The sequence below is a fragment of the Thalassospira permensis NBRC 106175 genome, assembly GCF_000714555.1.
In the GTDB taxonomy this organism is placed as follows: Bacteria; Pseudomonadota; Alphaproteobacteria; order Rhodospirillales; family Thalassospiraceae; genus Thalassospira; species Thalassospira xiamenensis.
Genome location: NZ_AUNC01000001.1, coordinates 150388 through 169783, shown reverse-complemented (window position 1 = coordinate 169783; position 19396 = coordinate 150388). Strand labels below are relative to the sequence as shown.

Here is a 19396-nt window from a genome sequence, read left to right as displayed (position 1 = left end):
GATAAAAGCAAAAACTAAGAAAGCATTCGGGGAACCCGGCTACAACCCAAGGGAAACCGGTGCATTTCAGGGAAAATATCACAAGTTCCGTGGCTTGGAGGATTCGTCGACCGCAGCGCAACACAAGGTAATTTTATTACCAGCCATTTACAGCGCATCCCGGATCGACCCCGAACAAGGAGTGAAGGCCATGAATACGACTGCTGAAGTTCTGCCGTTCCGTGGTGGTCATGAAGAAAAAGACCTGTATGAAATCGGCGAAATCCCGCCGCTGGGTCATGTGCCGAAAAATATGTATGGCTGGGCCATTCGCCGTGAACGTCATGGCGAACCCGATACCGCCATGCAATGCGAAGTCCTGCCCGTCATCCAGCCCGACAGCCACGAGGTCCTCGTCCTCGTGATGGCGGCAGGTGTGAACTATAACGGTGTGTGGGCGTCGCTTGGCAAGCCGATCTCGGTCTTTGACGTGCATGACCTGCCCTATCACATCGCGGGATCGGATGCGTCGGGCATTGTCTGGGCGGTTGGGTCAAAGGTCACGCGTTGGAAAGTCGGTGACGAGGTCGTCATTCACTGCAATCAGGATGACGGCGATGACGAGGAATGCAACGGCGGTGACCCGATGCTCTCGCCCACCCAGCGCATCTGGGGCTATGAAACACCGGACGGATCATTCGCCCAGTTCACCTGTGTGCAGGCCCAGCAGCTTATGCCGCGTCCCAAACACCTGACATGGGAAGAAAGTGCGTGTTACACGCTGACCCTTGCCACCGCATACCGCATGCTGTTTGGCCATCGCCCGCATATCCTGCGCCCCGGTCACAATGTTCTGGTCTGGGGGGCGTCGGGTGGCCTTGGATCGATGGCGATCCAGCTGATCACCACGGCGGGTGCCAATGCGATTGGCGTGATTTCCGATGAAAGCAAACGCGATTTCGTGCTGGGCCTTGGGGCCAAGGCCGTGATCAATCGCAAGGATTTCAATTGCTGGGGCCAGTTGCCAACCGTGAATGGCCCGGAATTTGGCGACTATATGAAAGAAGTCCGCAAATTCGGCAAGGCGATCTGGGACATCACCGGCAAGGGCAATGACGTTGATATCGTCTTTGAACATCCGGGCGAACAGACCTTCCCCGTATCGTGCAATGTGGTCAAGCGCGGCGGTATGGTCGTGTTCTGTGCCGGGACGACGGGCTTTAACCTGACCTTCGATGCGCGCTTTGTCTGGATGCGCCAGAAACGCATTCAGGGCAGCCACTTTGCCAACCTGAAACAGGCCGCCCAGGCCAACAAGCTGGTGATTGAACGCCGCATTGATCCCAGCATGTCCGAAGTTTTCGGCTGGGACGATATTCCGCGTGCGCATATGAAAATGATGCGCAACGAACACAAGCCCGGAAACATGGCCGTTCTGGTTCAGGCCAAACGCCCGGGCATGCGCACCCTTGAAGAAGCAGTCGACGCCTAACCCACATAAAGCGTCGACTGACCGTTGGCGGCCCTGATGCGTTCTCGCCCGATCCGCATCGGGGCTGCCACTTTTCAATCCTTGCCCAACCGGCAGGACAACAATGATAGTCTGCTTCATGCACCAGATGGACCGAACCCGAGGACCAGACCGATGAGTGATAAAGCCCTGCTGCCCGAACTGACCCGGCTTTGCGATGATGCGCTGGCGGCCCTTGCCCCGGTGCATCACGCCGCCGAAACCGCCATGCGCGAAAGCGTGACGGTGGATGGCAAAATCGATGCCAGCGCACTGGATGAAAACCAGTATGCCGCCCATGGCTTTGCATGGTTTTCAACCTATGTCACAGCACTTAAGCAGATGAAGGCATGGGCTGATCGGCTTGAAACGCAGGGCAAATTCGGAACGCTTGAACAATTGATCCTTCAGGCGGCCTTTGGCGAATATCTCGCACAAATTCAGGGCGGCATTCCAATGTCGCAGGGCGAATTTATCCGCCTTTCAACCCTTGGCGTTCCCGGCGATGTGATAGCCGCCTTTGGCGACAGCCGCGCGGTTGCGACCCTGACCGGTTCGGGCAACAGCGACGCCACCCGGCGCGCCATTGCCGACCAGATCAAGGACAGCCTCGATACCGGCCGCTTTGGCGAAACCGGGCTTGAAGACGAAACCCTTGATATGGTCCGCGATCAGTTCCGGCGCTTTGTTGACGAAAAAGTCAGCCCGCATGCCCATGGCTGGCACGAACGTGACGAACTGATCCCGATTGAAATTATCAACGAGATGTCCGAACTGGGCGTTTTCGGCCTGACCATCCCCGAAGAATTCGGCGGGCTTGGCATGGGTAAAACCGCGATGTGCGTCGTGACAGAAGAACTCTCGCGCGGCTATATCGGGGTGGGCTCGCTTGGCACCCGGTCCGAAATTGCCGCCGAACTGATCCGCCTTGGCGGCACCGACGCGCAGAAAGAACATTACCTGCCGAAACTGGCATCGGGTGAAATCCTGCCAACCGCGGTCTTCACCGAACCCAATAACGGATCGGATCTGGCGCATCTGCGCACGCGCGCGACCAAGGATGGCGATACCTATAAGGTCACCGGCAACAAAACATGGATCACCCACGCGGCGCGTTCCGACCTGATGACGCTTCTGGCACGCACCAACCCCGATGAAACCGGATATCGCGGGCTATCCATGCTGCTGGCCGAAAAGCCGCGTGGCACGGAAAATGATCCGTTCCCGGCCAAGGGCATGAGCGGCGGCGAGATTGAGGTGCTTGGCTATCGCGGCATGAAGGAATACGAACTGTCGTTTGACGGCTTCGAAGTCCCCGCCGAAAACCTTCTGGGCGGGGATGAGGGCCAGGGCTTCAAGCAATTGATGGCGACCTTTGAATCGGCGCGCATCCAGACGGCTGCGCGTGCGGTTGGCGTCGCCCAGAACGCGCTTGAAATCGGCATGCGCTACGCACACGACCGCATCCAGTTTTCCAATCCGCTTTACAGCTTCCCGCGGGTTTACGGCAAAATCGCCTGGATGGTGGTTGAAACCATGATCGCTCGCCAACTGACCTATTTTTCCGCCATCGAAAAAGATCAGGATATCCGCTGCGATATCGAAGCCGGCATGGCAAAGCTTCTGGGCGCGCGCGTTGCGTGGTCGAACGCCGATAACGCGCTTCAGATCCATGGCGGCAATGGCTACGCGCTTGAATACCAGATCAGCCGGGTTCTGTGCGATGCCCGCATCCTGAACATTTTCGAAGGAGCGGCCGAAATACAGGCGCATGTGGTAACCCGCGGTCTTCTGGGCCGATAGCCAACGATTGGTCCCTGATGTCGTCTCTCTCCAGCGAACCGTGGCCCCGGTGAAAAACCTGGGTAAACTTGGCCCGTCACCCTTGACGGGCCTCTTTCTTGTGTCAACCTAAAGTATGATATCTCTATACCTACCTTGCGGTGGTAACATCACCCCAATCAGCAGGTAAAAAATCGAAAAAATCGAAGCCTGCGCGGCCTGATGTGCCGATGGGGAAACAGGGAGAGACGTTTCATGAATCACGCGTCTGCATCACCGGAAAATGCAATTTTCACGCGTGCACATGCTGCGCGTGAAATCTTTGACAAACATGCCGACAAGCTCGCCGAGGGACTTCTGGCCGAGCTGTTTGGCACAGGCCAAAGCAGCCGCAATCCGCACGATCCGAAGGCCCATGTCAGCGAACTGGCCAAACGCCTGCGCACATTGATGGCCGCCAATAGCGGATCGGATTTCGATGCCTGCTTTGCCGATCACATTCTTGCCGATGCCATTGCCGGCATCCCCGCCAGCCGCATCGTCCAAGCCTACCACAACACAATCGAAAATTTCGCCAAACTGGCAGCATCCGAGGGACGCGGCCGACGCGATCCCGGCGTTCTCGATGCCTGCCGTTCGATGCTGATGGGCGATATGGCCTGCCTGATGGCCAAGGCCGAACGCCACGCGGCACAGGCAAGGTCGGCATCGGAAATCCAGTCGATGTCGGAAATCATCGAACGCGAAACCGATAACATCATCGCCGAAGTCGGGTTTCAGGCCGGACGTACCAATGACGTCGCGCAAACCATGGCATCCGATGCGCATGATCTGTCGGAACTGGTTGAACGGATCACGTCAACCACCGCCATTGCCAGCAACAATGTTTCCACCGTCGCCTCCGCGACCGAGGAATTGCAGGCATCGAGCGAGGAAATCGCCGACCGCATCCACAAAACCAACGACATCGCCAGTCAGGCCGTGACCCGCGCGCAGGAAACATCGGTCACGATGAACAGCCTGTCAGACACCGCAAGCGAGATCGGCAAGGTTGTCGATATCGTCAAACGCATTTCCGATCAGACCAAGATGCTGGCGCTGAACGCGACCATCGAAGCCGCCCGCGCGGGCGATGCCGGCAAAGGCTTTGCGGTTGTTGCCAACGAGGTGAAAAACCTCGCATCCCAAACCGAAAAAGCCATTTCCGACATCAACGCCCAGATCACCGCCATTCAGGACGCAACCTCCGAAGCCGTTGGCGCGATTGAGGGCATCGGCGGCGCGATTGACGAAGTCAGCCAGCTTTCATCGGATATCGCATCATCGGTTCAGCAACAGACCGCCGCCATCAGCGAGATTTCAACCAGCGCGCAGGAAGTTTCCACCCACATGCAGGGCATTTCCAGCGACATCGCACTGGCCAGCGAAAGATCGCACAATGCCAGCAAGACATCGGAAAACCTGCGTATTCTTTCTTCGAATATCCGCAAGGATATCAACGAAATGGAAAACCGGTTCCGCGTTGTTCTGCGCACCAGTGACAGCAGCAACCGCCGCAATCAGGAACGCGTCCCGATTGCCGTTGATATCGAAATGGATTTCGGCAATGGCGACAAACGCAAGGGCGTTTCCGCCGATATGTCGGTTGCCGGTCTTCTGGCGCGGATCAAGGCCAGCGATCAGGACAATGGCAAACCGGTTTCGATCCTGCTTGATGGCACCACACGTTTGCACGGCATCCTGAAGGCGGTTTCAGGTCTGGGATCGCATGTCCAATTCACCGAACTGGACGAAGACGCCAACCGCACGATCATGGGGCTTTTGCAAAAAACCCGCGATCACGACAACAAGATCGCCGAACTGGGCGCACCCTTGGCGGCCAAACTGGCAAAGGTACTGGAAAACGGTATCCGCAGCGGCGAGATCCGCAAAGATGATCTGTTCCGTCCCCGCTACGAACCGATTGAGGGCTCTGATCCGATACAGTTCATGACGCCATACATCCCCTTTACCGACCGGCATTTCACCCCCTTGCAGGAAGAAATCCTGCAAAACGACAAACATATCGTCTTTGCCGCCGGGGTGGATATCAACGGCTTCCTGCCGACCCATAACAAGGTTTACAGCCAGCCACAACGCCCCGGTGAACCGGCATGGAACATGGGCAATTGCCGCAACCGCCGTATCTTTGACGACCGGGCCGGCCTGATGGCGGCCCGCAACACCAAACCCAAACTGTTGCAGACCTATTTCCGCGACATGGGATCGGAAGTCGTGTTCATGAAGGAATGCGACATCCCGATTGTCGTGAATGGCGAACAATGGGGCAATCTGCGCATCGGATATCGCGCCTGATCAGATCGGGCTGCCCGCCAGATCGCAGATTGAAAAAAGGGGCAGATCACAAGACCTGCCCCTTTTGCATTTTGACCTAGCGAAATTCGAACAGTTCGGTATGGAATGATTTGGCAGGCAACCCCTCGCGGACCAGATCGCGTTTCAGGGCTGCGGCAAACGGCTGTGGCCCACAGAACCAGAAACTGGCGGCATGCCAGTCGGGAATATCGGCTCGAACCCGGTCCGCTTTCAAAAGGCCGTCCACATCGTCGCGCCAGACATGCAGGGTAACCCCGGCCTTGTGCGCCAGTTGCCGGATACGGTCCATCAGGGTCGCATCCTCGCTCGGGGCGACCTGATAGAAATCGATCTTCTGTTCGCCCGCAGCCGGTTTCAGCGCGAGTTCTTCAAGTTTTGCAAGGAACGGCGTCAAACCGATACCACCGGCAATCCAGACCTGACGATCATTGCCCTGCCCAAAGGTGAACCGGCCATAGGGCCCTTCAAGCCGGACGTCACCCCCGACGCGCAAATTATCCGGCAATGTTTCCGTATAATCGCCCAGTGCCTTCACCAGCAGGGTGATCTGCGGGAATTCCGGGTTCCAGTGCGAGGAGATCGTAAAGGGATGCGGGCGTTCGTCATCCCCAAAGGCAACGCAGGCAAACTGCCCTGCCCTGTGCCCCTTCCAGCCCGCCTCGGGCATGATGGTGATCTGCACGGTATCGATATCAGGCAGACGCACGATATTGACGATCTTTCCGGCGACCTGCCGGTTACGGCCGACCCGCCCGGCAAGGACAATACATGCCGATATCGTGCCCGCGATCAGAAGCACAGCCGTCACAATGCCAATCGGGCTGATCCAGTTGCCAAATTCAAACAGGAACATCGCATGCACCACCAGCACCAGATACGCCGCAGCGATAAAGGTGTGTGTTTTGGCAAACCAGCGATAGGGAAACCATTTGATCAGCGCAATAATCATCAGGGCCGCGGCAACATAGAACGCCCATTCGCCAATCCCCTCGGCAAAGCCGCGCTGACCGGCAAAGAAGCCCTGTAACTGGGAAAATCCGGTCTGATCCCCATGCGACCTGCGCCGACCGCCTTCAATCAGACCAAGGGCCGATGCCCATTTCGGGCCATTCGACCAAAGCCAGTGGATCACGGATGTCACCAGAACCGTAATGCCAAGCCATTTGTGCAGCCGATAGGTTTTATCCAAGCCGCCAGTATAATCTTCAAGCCATACCGGACGTGTCGCCAAAATCATGATCAGGCTCATGATGGCAATCGACAGGGTGCCAAAATACTGGACCATGAAATTTCGAAGCTGAATGAATTCGGCAACCTCGAACAGGCCCGGATTGGCCGCCAGCCAAAGCAGCGTAATCACAGAAAGAAAACCGGCATAAATCAGCGATATGTTTTTCATGATCGTGGTCCCGAATGTCACCCCGCAGCCGGGAACACCCCGACAACGGAATGAACTAACCAGAAAAACTTCACCATATTATGCCAGCTGGGGCATTAACTTGTATCAAACCGTATCAAAATACCGGTTCTGATACAAAAGGCGGGAAATCGATATCCCCGCCCTGTTGCATTTCCCGTCCCGTCAGCTATGCGAATGCAAAACCGCCTCGGCAATTTCGCGTTCGACATCCGCCGGATAGGCATAGAATCCCGGCTTGAATGACGCTGCCCCACCCGATGCCAGCCAGTCGATCCCGCGGATCAGAATGGCGGAAAACGGATCAAACAGATCCTTGCCCGATCCCCCCATGCCCGGCGCGAGGTTCAAAAGGCTGCCACGGTTCAGAAGGTAGACTTCCTTGCCATTCTCAAGCGTGAAACGCTCGATATAGCGGCGCATGCGGGTGCGGTCCTGCGTATCAAGCCATGTGACATCGATTTCGGTATTGGAATGGCCGACATTGACCAGAATGGCACCGCGACGCGCCAGCTTGATCTGATCCGCACCAAGGATGCCGGAAAAACCCGTCGCGGTAACGACAATCGCACATTCCCGAAGGCCGTCTTCAAGGCCAACAACCCGGCAACCGTGATGCTGGGCTTCAAGGGCCCGGACCGGATCGCGTTCGGCAACCGATACCACCGCACCCAGATTGCGCGCCCGTTCCGCAACGCCGCGCCCGACCGGACCAAAACCAATCACCAGAACCGAACGGCCATAAAGCGCCAGACCGGTCACATTGGAAAAGACCGGCCACATTTCCTGCGCCACGTGATGGCGGTTATGCAGGCGATCCTTGATCGCGATATCGTTCCAGTTAAAGACCGGGAAGGTGAAATCAAGCTTTTCAACGCGGTGAACGCCGGTCGTGGTCGCTTCAAGCGCGCCATCAACCTTATGGCCCTTTTTCACGAACGCCTCGATCAGCTCCCCACCCATATCGGCCACGATATCGGCCGGGCTGTCTGACAGGATATCGATGCTTTTGGCATATTCATCAGGCGTCATGCCGGAAAAGGCATGGACCTCGACCCCGTTCGCCGCCAGATAGGCCGCCGCAACATCGTCGGTGCTATCGGGGTTGCACGCCCCGACCTTGACCTTGGCACCCGCTTTGACAAACGGCAACAGGGTCGGAATGGTGTCTTCAAGAACGTGCTGGAAACTGACGATGGTTTTGTCACGCAGATCACGTTTGGCAACGTAATTGCCGTATTTGGCGGTCACCGGGCAGATCACCTCGCGCCAGGCAAGGGTTTCATCGGTGATATTGGCGGCAAGTGCCGGGTCCTTGATACGGCTGGTAGTCTGGGCGGTGGTCATGGGTGGGCTCGCTTGAAACGTGGGACGAATACTGGATTACCCCCATGTGTTAATCCCAGCCCGGCCGGATGAAAAGCATTTCTGACCGGCTGGTCAGATTTTTCATCCGGCGGGCCAATTGATTGCACAACCCCGGCAAACTAAGGACGCGCCGGAATTTCCAGACCGCGCTTTACCGCCGGTCGCGCAAGCCCGCGTTCAAGCCATGCCGGGACGTTTTTCAAGCTGTCATAATCCACCAGTGCCCCGGCATCATAGAAACCGATCAGATTGCGCACCCAGCCAAGGGTCGCGATATCGGCAATGGTATATTCATCACCCATGATCCAGTCACGCCCGGCAAGACGGGTTTCCAGAACCCCCAGCAAACGTTTGGATTCCCCAACATACCGATCCCGCGGGCGTTTATCCTCATACTCGCGCCCGGCAAATTTGTGGAAAAAGCCAAGCTGACCAAATATCGGGCCAATCGCCGCCATCTGGAAAAACACCCATTGGATGGTTTCAATCCGGGCAATCGGATCAGACGACAGGAATTTTCCGGTTTTCTCCGCCAGATACAAAAGAATTGCGCCCGATTCAAACAGGCCAACCGGTTTTCCATCCGGGCCGCTCGGGTCAATGATGGCCGGGATTTTGCCATTCGGGTTCAGCGACAGGAATTCCGGTGTCCAGGTTTCGTCCTTGCCGATATCAATGAAATGCGGCTCGTAATCGATACCGGTTTCTTCCAGCATGATCGAAACCTTGACCCCGTTTGGCGTCGGCAGGGAATAAAGCTGCAGGATATCGGGGTCCTTGGCGGGCCAGCGTTTGGTGATGTCAAATGCGGACAGATCAGCCATCTGATTGTTATCCTTCCTGATGAGGGTCATGGCGGTTGATGGGATCGCACATTGCGCCAGATCATCAACCCCTATCCAACGTGATGTCCCCAAGATGCAGGATAAGACGGCCTTCCCGCCAGCGCGAATTTGGCAATTGACTGTTTCCCGCCCTGTTTCAGTCCTGCGACAACAACAGATCAGGCCAACCCGCAAATGCAGATTGGCCTGACTGGACTGCGACATGCGGATCAATATTCATCCGCTGCCGATATTACCACGCACGATACGGCAGGAATTTGCCATCAAGGGTCACGACAACACGGTCCCCCTTCGGATCGGCCTTGCGTTCGATATACATCTCGTAATCGATTGCGCTCATGATGCCGTCGCCGAACTTTTCATGGATGATTTCTTTGATCGTTTCGCCGTAAACGCCCATGATTTCATAAATGCGGTAAACCGCCGGATCGGTCGGCACCGCCTGTTCCCAGATTTTCATCGGGCATTCCTGCAGCACGGCGGATGCCTCCGCCGGAAGCTCAAGCAGGGCCACCAGCATGTCGGCCTTTTCCTTGGGCGCGGAATTCATGCCAAGGCAGACCGACGTGGTCCAGACCGGGGACATGCCGATCTTGCTGGCGATTTCTTCCCAGCCAAGGCCCTTGGCTTTTTTGGACGTAATGATCAGTTCTTTCACATCTGCTTTTTTCACAGCTTTTCTCCACTTCACTGTCTGTGTCGTTACGGATTAGTCGGCACCATTCACCACCCGCGCACGCGCAGGTGTTTCCCCGGCACCTTTGTTGGATGTATTGGCAACCGGCCCATTCAGGCCAAAACGGATGACGTTTGGTTCGGAAACGCCATCCTCGTCGCGTTTTCCGGCCAGTTCGCGGGACCGTTTGGCAAGGAATTCGACCAGATGGTTGCGAATGTCGTAATAGTCGGGATGATGGATGATATCGGCGCGAACGCGCGGGCGTTCGATATCGACCTGTACCGATTCCGCGACCCTGGCATAGGGGCCGTTGGTCATCAGAAGGATACGGTCGGCAAGAAGGATCGCCTCGTCGACATCATGGGTGATCATGAAAACGGTCTGATCCGACCCGGCCCAGATACGGATCAATTCATCCTGAATGCTGCCACGTGTCAGGGCATCCAGTGCCCCAAACGGCTCATCCAGCAACAAAAGTTCCGGCTGAATGGCAAAGGCCCGCGCAATCGAAACGCGCTGCCGCATACCACCTGATAATTGCGATGGCTTGCGAAGCTCCGCCCCGCCGGTCAGCCCCACCATTTCCAGATATTTGATCGAATGATCATGGACCTGTTTTTTGGTCCAGTTGCGATGGCGCGCCTGCACGGCAAAGGTCACGTTTTTAAGCGCGGATAACCACGGCAACAGGGAATAGTTCTGAAACACGATACCGCGATCAAGACTTGGCCCCGATACTTCCTTGCCATTCATGATCACCGCCCCGTCGGTCGGCTCGTCCAGCCCGGCAAGGATATTCAGGATCGTCGATTTGCCGCAGCCCGAATGACCGATGATGCAGACAAATTCGCCCTTTTCGATCCCCAGATTGACGTTCTCAAACACGGTTAACGGATCGGAGCCCTTGGGGCCGGGAAACCGTTTGCTTAGTCCCTGTACGCTCAGGAAGGGTGTTGGCATGGTGCTTTTCCTTATTCCTGGTACTGCACAAGGCGGGCGCAATAGGCGAACGCCGTATCAAGAAGCATCCCGACAAGGCCGATCATCAGGATCGAAAAGATCACACTGGTCAGATCCAGATTGTTCCATTCGTTCCAGACGTAATAGCCAATGCCGGTACCCCCCACGAGCATCTCGGCGGCCACAATCACCAGCCACGCAATCCCGATGGAAATCCGCATCCCCGTCAGGATGGTCGGTGCCGCCGCCGGAAGGATGACGATCCACGCGGTTTTAAGCGTACCAAGTTCATGGGTGCGCGCGACATTGACCCAATCCTTGCGCACACCGGCAACGCCAAAGGCCGTATTGATCAGCATCGGCCAGATCGAACAGATAAAGATCACAAAGATCGCCGATGCCTGACTGTCCTGAATGACAAACAGCGCAAGCGGCATCCACGCCAGCGGCGAAATCGGGCGAAGGATCTGGATGAACGGATCAAGCGCGCGATACATCAATGGCGACATGCCAATCAGGAACCCGGCCGGAATGGCAATTGCGGCGGCCAGAAAATAGCCCGACAGCACGCGATAAAGCGAATAACCGATCTGGATGCCAATCCCCTTGTCGTTGGGACCGGCATCATAGAAAGGGTTGGAAAGTTCTTCCCACGCCTTGACGAACACCGCAGATGGCGGCGGCACAGCGGCCTTTGGCTCTGCCCCGCCCATCAGGATTTCATATTCTGTCAGTTCACTGCCCAGTTTCTGCTGGGGGCTGGCGGCCTCCCATATTCCAAGAAGAACCGCCAGCAAAACAGCAGACAACAGCAGCGCCCTGGCATTCAGGGATGCGATCATATCAGCTTACCCCTTTGCCAATCGGGAAGCTGTTGACATAGGCCTCGGGCTGATCAGGATCGAACACTTTGCCCATGATCGTGTATTTCTGATAGGTGCTGTCTGGCGCTTCGTAACCAAGCTCCTTCATGATCTTCGCACAGTCAGCCGCGACATAGACTTCTTCGGCGATTTTCTTGTAATCGACATCGCCGTCGATATAGCCCCAGCGCTTCATCTGCGTCAGAATCCATACACCCATCGAATGCCATGGGAACGGATCGAAATCGATGCGATCCGGCACGTTTTTGACCTCGCCCAGACCATCGGCATAACGCCCGGTCAGGACCTGCTCGATGACCGGCACCGGTTGGTTCAGATAGTTGGTCGGTGCAATTGCGGCCGAAATTTCCTTGCGGTTTTCGGGCTTGGATGCGTATTGCGTCGCATCGACAATCGATTTCAGAAGCGCGCCATAGGTATTGGGCATTTCATCGGCAAATGCCTTGGAACAGGCAAACGCACAGCACGGATGACCTTCCCAGATATCCTTGGTCAGGGTGTGGATGAAACCGATTTTTTCCCAGACGGCACGCTGGTTGAACGGATCGGGCGACAGATAACCATCAAGATTACCGGCACGCAGGTTCGCGACCATTTCGGGCGGCGGAACGACACGGATCTGGATGTCTTTATCCGGATCAAGGCCATGTTCGGCGACGTAATAACGCAGCAGGAAGTTGTGCATCGAATATTCGAACGGCACACCGAACTTGAAGCCCTTCCACTGTTTCGGATCGCGTTTATCAAGGTGGTCGTTATGCAGGACAATCGCCTGCCCGTTGATGTTTTCAACTGCTGGCATCAGGAACGGGGTCGCGGTCGAACCGGCCCCCATGGTGATGGCAAGCGGCATCGGGGTTAGCATATGCGACGCGTCATATTCATTGTTCAATGACTTGTCACGTGCGACCGCCCAGCCCGCCGTCTTGATCACATCAACATCAAGACCGTATTTCTCATAAAAGCCCATCGGCTGGGCCATGATGATCGGTGTGGCGCAGGTGATCGGAACGAAGCCGATATTAAGCTTGGTCTTTTCCGGCGTGCCCAGATCATCAAGGATCGCCGCCTTGACCTTATCAAGCGGCAGGACGGATGCCAGTGCCGCCATCATCGTGCCGCTGCCAACCATTTTGGCAAAGGAACGACGTGAAATCTCGTTATGCCCGAAGACAGAGCGGACCACCGCACTTTCAATCGCGCGATCCAGCATTTCCTCGCTGCTGGCAAGTTTGCCAGACGATGATGCCGCGCCATCCGCGACCATGTCGCTATGTGCAGGCATCGATGCCAGATCGTATGTGTCTTCGTGATGGTCATGACCGGCATGGTGATGTTTGCCGGTTGCGCAAGCCTCGCAGCCGCACGATTTGCTATGCCGCAGATCGCTTTCGCCACTGAATGGATCGCCCAGACTTCTGATAGACATGTGGTCACCCCCTGTTTTGTTTACGTCGCCCATCAGGCGACACCGATATTCGGGGTGATAACAGCAACCGGCGTGCCAGATTTGTGCGGCGCGACAAACTCTAGGGAAAGACTGGACTTTGGCGCGAAACAGGCGCAATCTCAGGCAATACGAAATTTCGTAATTTACGATATTTCGTAACCATATTTACGAAATATCGTAGGCCGACCACGATGGATCAGATTGCAAACCCGCCACCCCCAACGGTTTCGGACGCCCTGTATCAACAGGCCCTTGCATCGCATATTCATCCGACTTTGCTGGTGCATCCGCAAAGTGATCGCATCATGTTTGCCAATCAGGCGGCGGCGAATTTGCTGGGCCGCAGCATTTCCGATCTGAAATCCACCGCCATGAGCAGCCTGCACAAGGGACAGGTGCCAAGCCTTGTGGTGTTCAGCCAGGCCGCCCTTTATCACGGTTTTGCCTGGACACGGGGCCTGAACCTGATGCATGCGGATGGCACCGAAATCCGGCTTGAACACGAAGCCCGCGCCCTGCATTGGGAGGGCGAGGATTATCTGATCATCATCCTGTGCGATCTCGATGCCCGCCACCGCCGCGATGTTGATGCAGAGGCCGATAATTACCTGCGCGAAGGCATTGCCGAATGGCGGCGCGCCGAACGTTTCTTCCGTGAAATCGAACGCGAAAACCAATTGATACTGGGTGCGGCAGGCGAAGGCATTTACGGGGTCAACAGCGACGGCATCACCACCTTTGTCAATCCCGCCGCCGAACGGATGCTGGGCTGGACGGCCGAGGAACTGGTGGGCAAGGAAATCCATTCGATCATCCACCATTCGCATGTTAATGGCGCCCCATACCACGCCGAACATTGCCCGATTTACAATGCGTTTCGCGAAGGCATCGTTCGGCGCGTTGATGATGAAGTCTTCTGGCGCAGCGACGGCAAACCGATCCGGGTTGAATATACCTCCACCCCGATCCGCGATCATGGGCTGGTGATCGGGGCGGTGATCGTGTTTCGCGATATCACCGAACGCAAGATTGCCGAGGAAAAGCTGCATGCGGCGCTTGCCGAAGTCGACCGCCTGCGCGAAAGGCTGGAACTTGAAAACGCCTATCTGCAGGAAGAAATCCTCTCAACCAACAACCACCACGAAATCATCGGCCAGTCCGAGGCGATCAATAGTGCGCTCAAACAGATCGATCTGGTCGCCCCGACCGATGCCAACGTCCTGATCACCGGGGAATCGGGGACCGGCAAGGAACTGATCGCGCGCGCCATCCATCAGGCCAGCCATCGGCGCGACCGTGTTCTGGTCCGCGTGAACTGTGCCGCCATCCCCCATGAACTGTTCGAAAGCGAGTTTTTCGGCCATGTCCGCGGTGCCTTTACCGGCGCTGTGCGCGACCGCGTCGGCCGGTTCGAACTGGCCGATGGCGGCACACTGTTTCTGGACGAGGTCGGTGAAATCCCGCTGGAGCTACAGGGCAAGCTTTTGCGCGTTCTGCAGGATCAGAAATTCGAACGCATCGGCGAGGAACGCACCCGCGAGGTCAATGTCCGCCTGCTGGCCGCAACCAACCGCGACCTCAAGGAAGAAGTCCGGCTCGGCCGCTTCCGCGAAGACCTGTATTTCCGCCTCAATGTATTTCCCATCGAATGTCGGCCACTGCGCGAACGGCCCGACGATATCCCGCCATTGGCGACACATTTCCTGCGCAATATCTGCCAGCGGCTGAACATCCCGCAACTGACCCTGACCAACGGGCAGGTCAGAAGCCTGATGAAATATGACTGGCCCGGCAATGCGCGCGAACTTGAAAACATTATCGAACGCGCCGCCATTCTGGCCCGCGACGGCAAACTGAATTTTGACCTGCCCGAACCCAATCGCCGCGAAACCGACCCCGGCAATGCCGACCCCGCGCGTGATCAGATAAACCACGCATCCGCAATCCTCACCGAAGATGACCGGCGCAAACGTGAATATGACAATATCATCCGCGCCCTTGAAACCACACGCGGCCGGATTTTTGGCCCCGATGGCGCGGCGGCCCTTTTGAATGTAAAGCCAACAACACTGGCATCGCGGATCAAAAAGCTTCGGATTGACCGGCGCGATTTCACGCCATCGGGCCAGCACTAGGAACCAGTCATCGGAAATCGCAAAGATTTTTCGATCTGCGACCTTGCCCCCGCCCGCAGTTTGACGCAGCATGTCGCCCCGCCCGGCACATTACCACCGCAAGGGCGGCACAAAGGAGTAGTCCGGTATGGCTGGATTTTTACAGATTGGCGTTCTGATCGCGATGGCCGCGGTCGCGGTTATTCTGGTTCTTGGCATCGTCACCATGGCGCGCGGCAAGGATGCCAGGAAATCCAACAAGCTGATGCAGCTCCGCGTACTGGTACAGGGGATTGCCCTTTTGCTGCTGGTTATCCTGTCCTTCATGGCGCTGGGCAAATAAGCCCGCCGAAGGTCTAGCCTCAGAAAGTCACGTCTCAGAATAACGGAATTCAAGATGGTTCAACTGACCCGCATCTACACCAAATCCGGCGACAAGGGTAAAACCGCCCTTGGCAATGGCACCCGCGTTGCCAAAAACGATGTCCGCGTTGCGGCCTATGGCACGGTGGACGAAACCAATGCGGTGATCGGGGTTGCCCGCCTGCATGCGACGGGTAATGTCGATGCCATGCTGGCCCGGATCCAGAACGATCTTTTTGATCTTGGGGCTGATCTGTGTACGCCCGGTGACGGCAGCGACGATAACCCGGAACGCCCCGCCCTTCGCATCACGGCCACGCAAACCGAACGGCTTGAGGCCGAAATCGATGCGATCAATGCCGGTCTTGATCCGCTGACATCCTTTGTCCTGCCCGGCGGCAGCGCCCTTTCCGCCCAGCTTCATGTCGCGCGCACCGTATCGCGCCGCACCGAACGGCTGATTGTAGAACTTGCGGGAATCGAGGCAATCAACCCCGAAGCGGTGCGTTACATCAACCGCCTGTCGGACCATATGTTCGTTCTGGCCCGTCATGCCAATAATGGCGGCAAGGACGATATCCTGTGGCAACCCGGCCTGACCCGCTAGGCAAATATTCGAATAAATCCCTGTCTTTTCGGGGGCTGGTTGCCTATCAATGCCGCCAGATACTTCAGAATTTCAGTAAAGAAGTTATCGTTAACGTTAACCTCTTTACGTAAATTGACAAGCCCCGTAGCACCCCCTATTGTGCATCGCGGGGAAAACAGTAACATCGGGCCCCGCTGCGGACTGCCCCGGCAGAACGCAGCAAGCCCATAGCTTCGACAACAAAAACGAACAGGTCTGTCATGAAGGTTCTTGTCGCCGTTAAGCGCGTTGTGGATTACAACGTCAAGATCCGTGTCAAACAGGACCAGTCTGGCGTTGAATTGAACAACGTCAAAATGTCCATGAACCCGTTTGACGAAATCGCCGTTGAAGAGGCCGTCCGCCTCAAGGAAGCCGGCACCGCGACCGAAGTGGTCGCTGTATCGCTGGGTGTGAAACAGTGTCAGGAAACACTGCGTACCGCCCTTGCCATGGGTGCCGATCGCGGCATTCTGGTCGAAACCGACGACGAACTGCAACCGCTTGCCGTTGCCAAACTTCTCAAGGAAGTCGTTGCCAAGGAAAGCCCGGATCTCGTGATCCTCGGCAAACAGGCCATTGATGACGACGCCAACCAGACCGGTCAGATGCTGGCCGCCCTTCTGGACTGGCCGCAGGGCACATTCGCGTCCAAGGTCGCCGTTGCCGATGGCAAGCTTGACGTCACCCGCGAAGTCGATGGTGGCCTTGAAACCATCAAGATCGATCTTCCGGCCATCGTCACCACCGACCTTCGCCTGAACGAGCCGCGCTATGCGTCGCTTCCCAACATCATGAAGGCCAAGAAAAAGCCGCTTGATACGTTAAGCCCGGCTGATCTTGGTGTCGACACCGCGCCGCGCCTGAAAACCCTGAAAGTGACGGAACCACCGGCACGTCAGGCAGGTGTGAAAGTTGCCAGCGTCGCCGAGCTTGTCGACAAGCTTCGCAACGAAGCCAAAGTGATTTAAGCGGGGGCCGATCAAATGAGCATTCTTGTTATTGCCGAACACGACAATACCGAACTGAAGGGCGCAACGCTCAATACCGTTGCCGCCGCACAGAAAATCGGTGGCGACATCACCATTCTGGTCGCGGGCGAAAACTGCCGTGCGGTTGCAGATGCGACCGCAAAGGTTGCGGGCGTCTCGAAGGTTCTGGTTGCCGATAACGCGGCCTATGGCCATTTCCTGGCCGAAAACATGGCGGGTCTGGTCAATGAACTGGCCGGTGATTACAGCCACGTTCTGGTCGCCGCCTCGACCACGGGCAAAAACTTCATGCCCCGCGTTGCAGCACTAAAAGACGTCGCACAGATTTCCGACATCACCGATGTCGAAAGTGCCGATACGTTCGTCCGTCCGATCTATGCCGGGAACGCAATGGCAACCGTTCAGTCGTCCGACAGCCTGAAACTGATCACGGTCCGTACCACGGGCTTTGATCCGGTCGCAGCCGAAGGCGGTTCCGCAACCATCGAAGATATCGCAACTGCGAAAGATGCCGGAAAATCCGCTTTTGTCAGTCAGGAACTGACCGAGTCGGAACGTCCGGAACTGACCGCAGCCAGCGTTATCATCTCTGGCGGTCGCGGTATGGGCTCGGGCGAGAACTTCCACCTGATCGAACCGATTGCCGATAAACTCGGCGCTGCCATTGGTGCTTCGCGCGCCGCCGTCGATGCGGGATACGCCCCGAACGACTGGCAGGTCGGCCAGACCGGCAAAGTTGTTGCACCGCAGCTATACATTGCGGTAGGCATTTCAGGTGCGATTCAGCACCTTGCCGGCATGAAGGACAGTAAGGTCATTGTTGCGATCAACAAGGACGAAGAAGCACCGATCTTCTCGGTTGCCGATTACGGTCTTGTCGCGGACCTGTTCGAGGCCCTTCCCGCATTGGCGAGCGAACTCGACAAATAATCAGATCCCATCTAGGGTCAGAACAATCTAAAGAACGTTGTTCTGACCTTGTTTTGACCCTTGGGGATGAGTGGGGAACAAATGGCTTCGCTTGAAGATATCAAGACCATTGGCGTAATCGGCGCCGGTCAGATGGGCAATGGCATTGCTCATGTGATTGCACTTGCCGACTACGACGTCCGACTGCTTGACGTATCGGCAGAGGCGCTCGACAAGGCGCTTGGCCTGATTGGCAAGAACATGGATCGTCAGGTCAAGAAAGACCTGATCACCGAACAACAGAAAGCAGCAGCCCTCGCCCGGATTACCACGGGTACGGAATACAGCTTCCTGTCTGATTGCGATCTCGTGATCGAGGCCGCAACCGAAAACGAAGAAACCAAGAAACAGATTTTCAAGGCTCTGTGTCCGGTTCTGGGCCCCGAAGCCATCATTGCGACGAACACCTCGTCCATTTCGGTGACGCGTCTGGCATCCTATACCGACCGCCCGTCGAAATTCATGGGCATGCACTTCATGAATCCGGTGCCGCTGATGAAGCTGGTCGAACTGATCCGCGGCATTGCCACGGACGAGCCGACCTATCGCACCATTCATGAACTGACCAAGAAACTGGGCAAAGATACGGCAAGTGCCGAAGATTTCCCGGCCTTCATCGTCAACCGCATCCTGCTGCCGATGATCAACGAGGCGATCTATACGCTTTACGAAGGTGTCGGCAATGTCCGGTCCATCGATGATGCCATGCGCCTTGGCGCAAACCATCCGATGGGGCCGCTGCAACTGGCCGATTTCATTGGTCTGGATACCTGCCTGTCGATCATGCATGTCCTGCATGATGGTCTGGCCGATACCAAATATCGTCCCTGCCCGCTTCTGGTCAAATATGTCGAAGCCGGTTGGCTTGGCCGCAAGGTCGGCCGCGGCTTCTATGACTATAGCGGTGACGAGCCGGTCCCGACCCGCTAATCATTGCCAGGTTACGCATTCAAGGGCCATCGCATCGCTGCGGTGGCCTTTTTGCATTGGATTGATGATTTAACCAACGTGCAAAGCTTTTGATCTTTCGATCAGAAATTGCCCTGCTATGATGACGGCCAAGTAACCAAGACCAAAAAA

At 56.5% G+C, this 19396-nt stretch carries 16 protein-coding genes; 9 read left to right on the top strand and 7 right to left on the bottom strand.

The features are described from left to right. Nucleotides 1-190: 190 nt before the first annotated feature. The 3 genes from ccrA to SMB34_RS00635 all read left to right on the top strand — a co-directional run bounded on the left by ccrA (nt 191) and on the right by SMB34_RS00635 (nt 5626). Nucleotides 191-1471 (top strand): crotonyl-CoA carboxylase/reductase, encoded by a 1281-nt coding sequence (gene ccrA, locus SMB34_RS00645; protein WP_007092360.1) that lies wholly within the window; start codon nt 191-193, stop codon nt 1469-1471. Between the two features lie 153 nt (nt 1472-1624). Further along, nucleotides 1625-3292: an acyl-CoA dehydrogenase family protein gene (locus SMB34_RS00640; protein WP_037987128.1), complete on the top strand. Its 1668-nt coding sequence runs from the start codon at nt 1625-1627 to the stop codon at nt 3290-3292. Between the two features lie 234 nt (nt 3293-3526). Further along, nucleotides 3527-5626 carry a methyl-accepting chemotaxis protein gene (locus tag SMB34_RS00635; RefSeq protein WP_037987127.1) on the top strand — a complete coding sequence of 700 codons (2100 nt, stop codon included), beginning with the start codon at nt 3527-3529 and terminating at the stop codon, nt 5624-5626. Between the two features lie 76 nt (nt 5627-5702). Here the strand turns inward: SMB34_RS00635 and SMB34_RS00630 are convergent, their stop codons facing one another. The 7 genes from SMB34_RS00630 to SMB34_RS00600 all read right to left on the bottom strand — a co-directional run bounded on the left by SMB34_RS00630 (nt 5703) and on the right by SMB34_RS00600 (nt 13229). Then, nucleotides 5703-7046, bottom strand: coding sequence for a ferredoxin reductase family protein (locus SMB34_RS00630; RefSeq protein ID WP_037987459.1), 1344 nt, complete (start codon nt 7044-7046; stop codon nt 5703-5705). A 183-nt stretch (nt 7047-7229) separates the two neighbouring features. Then, entirely contained in the window at nt 7230-8411 is a 1182-nt protein-coding gene (locus SMB34_RS00625; RefSeq protein WP_037987126.1) for an adenosylhomocysteinase, read from the bottom strand. 140 nt (nt 8412-8551) lie between these two features. Continuing rightward, complete coding sequence (locus tag SMB34_RS00620) at nt 8552-9256, bottom strand: glutathione S-transferase N-terminal domain-containing protein (protein WP_037987458.1); 705 nt, start codon at nt 9254-9256, stop codon at nt 8552-8554. A 253-nt stretch (nt 9257-9509) separates the two neighbouring features. Then, the gene (gene cynS, locus SMB34_RS00615) at nt 9510-9950 is read right to left on the bottom strand and encodes a cyanase (protein WP_007092354.1); all 441 of its coding nucleotides are present in this window, start codon (nt 9948-9950) and stop codon (nt 9510-9512) included. A gap of 36 nt (nt 9951-9986) precedes the next feature. Further along, on the bottom strand, nt 9987-10916 hold the full coding sequence (locus SMB34_RS00610; RefSeq protein ID WP_037987124.1) for an ABC transporter ATP-binding protein: 930 nt from the start codon (nt 10914-10916) through the stop codon (nt 9987-9989). A gap of 11 nt (nt 10917-10927) precedes the next feature. Then, nucleotides 10928-11758 carry a nitrate ABC transporter permease gene (ntrB, locus tag SMB34_RS00605; protein ID WP_007092352.1) on the bottom strand — a complete coding sequence of 277 codons (831 nt, stop codon included), beginning with the start codon at nt 11756-11758 and terminating at the stop codon, nt 10928-10930. 1 nt (nt 11759) lies between these two features. Further along, nucleotides 11760-13229, bottom strand: coding sequence for a CmpA/NrtA family ABC transporter substrate-binding protein (locus tag SMB34_RS00600; protein ID WP_037987457.1), 1470 nt, complete (start codon nt 13227-13229; stop codon nt 11760-11762). A gap of 212 nt (nt 13230-13441) precedes the next feature. On the opposite strand from SMB34_RS00600, the gene SMB34_RS00595 reads away from it, so the two are divergent. The 6 genes from SMB34_RS00595 (at nt 13442) to SMB34_RS00570 (ending at nt 19246) form a co-directional block, all read left to right on the top strand. Beyond that, entirely contained in the window at nt 13442-15385 is a 1944-nt protein-coding gene (locus tag SMB34_RS00595) for a sigma 54-interacting transcriptional regulator (RefSeq protein ID WP_051682056.1), read from the top strand. A gap of 127 nt (nt 15386-15512) precedes the next feature. Continuing rightward, entirely contained in the window at nt 15513-15707 is a 195-nt protein-coding gene (locus tag SMB34_RS00590; protein WP_007092349.1) for a twin transmembrane helix small protein, read from the top strand. Nucleotides 15708-15761: 54 nt separating this feature from the next. After that, nucleotides 15762-16334 carry a cob(I)yrinic acid a,c-diamide adenosyltransferase gene (locus tag SMB34_RS00585; protein ID WP_037987120.1) on the top strand — a complete coding sequence of 191 codons (573 nt, stop codon included), beginning with the start codon at nt 15762-15764 and terminating at the stop codon, nt 16332-16334. A gap of 242 nt (nt 16335-16576) precedes the next feature. Beyond that, nucleotides 16577-17326 (top strand): electron transfer flavoprotein subunit beta/FixA family protein, encoded by a 750-nt coding sequence (locus tag SMB34_RS00580; protein WP_037987118.1) that lies wholly within the window; start codon nt 16577-16579, stop codon nt 17324-17326. Nucleotides 17327-17341: 15 nt separating this feature from the next. Then, a complete protein-coding gene (locus tag SMB34_RS00575) occupies nt 17342-18277 on the top strand; it encodes an electron transfer flavoprotein subunit alpha/FixB family protein (RefSeq protein ID WP_037987117.1) in 936 nt (311 codons plus the stop codon). Nucleotides 18278-18358: 81 nt separating this feature from the next. Continuing rightward, nucleotides 18359-19246, top strand: a complete 888-nt coding sequence (locus tag SMB34_RS00570; protein ID WP_037987116.1) for a 3-hydroxybutyryl-CoA dehydrogenase — start codon at nt 18359-18361, stop codon at nt 19244-19246. The last annotated feature ends 150 nt before the right edge of the window (nt 19247-19396 follow it).

What these genes read in the sequence shown, in the direction of transcription:
- SMB34_RS00595 (WP_051682056.1), top strand. Translation starts at nt 13,442, where the DNA reads ATGGATCAGATTGCAAACCCGCCACCCCCAACGGTTTCGGACGCCCTG.
- SMB34_RS00610 (WP_037987124.1), bottom strand. Translation starts at nt 10,916, where the DNA reads ATGCCAACACCCTTCCTGAGCGTACAGGGACTAAGCAAACGGTTTCCC.
- SMB34_RS00585 (WP_037987120.1), top strand. Translation starts at nt 15,762, where the DNA reads ATGGTTCAACTGACCCGCATCTACACCAAATCCGGCGACAAGGGTAAA.
- SMB34_RS00600 (WP_037987457.1), bottom strand. Translation starts at nt 13,229, where the DNA reads ATGTCTATCAGAAGTCTGGGCGATCCATTCAGTGGCGAAAGCGATCTG.
- SMB34_RS00630 (WP_037987459.1), bottom strand. Translation starts at nt 7,046, where the DNA reads ATGAAAAACATATCGCTGATTTATGCCGGTTTTCTTTCTGTGATTACG.
- ccrA (WP_007092360.1), top strand. Translation starts at nt 191, where the DNA reads ATGAATACGACTGCTGAAGTTCTGCCGTTCCGTGGTGGTCATGAAGAA.
- SMB34_RS00635 (WP_037987127.1), top strand. Translation starts at nt 3,527, where the DNA reads ATGAATCACGCGTCTGCATCACCGGAAAATGCAATTTTCACGCGTGCA.
- SMB34_RS00640 (WP_037987128.1), top strand. Translation starts at nt 1,625, where the DNA reads ATGAGTGATAAAGCCCTGCTGCCCGAACTGACCCGGCTTTGCGATGAT.
- SMB34_RS00620 (WP_037987458.1), bottom strand. Translation starts at nt 9,256, where the DNA reads ATGGCTGATCTGTCCGCATTTGACATCACCAAACGCTGGCCCGCCAAG.
- ntrB (WP_007092352.1), bottom strand. Translation starts at nt 11,758, where the DNA reads ATGATCGCATCCCTGAATGCCAGGGCGCTGCTGTTGTCTGCTGTTTTG.
- SMB34_RS00590 (WP_007092349.1), top strand. Translation starts at nt 15,513, where the DNA reads ATGGCTGGATTTTTACAGATTGGCGTTCTGATCGCGATGGCCGCGGTC.
- SMB34_RS00580 (WP_037987118.1), top strand. Translation starts at nt 16,577, where the DNA reads ATGAAGGTTCTTGTCGCCGTTAAGCGCGTTGTGGATTACAACGTCAAG.
- SMB34_RS00570 (WP_037987116.1), top strand. Translation starts at nt 18,359, where the DNA reads ATGGCTTCGCTTGAAGATATCAAGACCATTGGCGTAATCGGCGCCGGT.
- SMB34_RS00575 (WP_037987117.1), top strand. Translation starts at nt 17,342, where the DNA reads ATGAGCATTCTTGTTATTGCCGAACACGACAATACCGAACTGAAGGGC.
- SMB34_RS00625 (WP_037987126.1), bottom strand. Translation starts at nt 8,411, where the DNA reads ATGACCACCGCCCAGACTACCAGCCGTATCAAGGACCCGGCACTTGCC.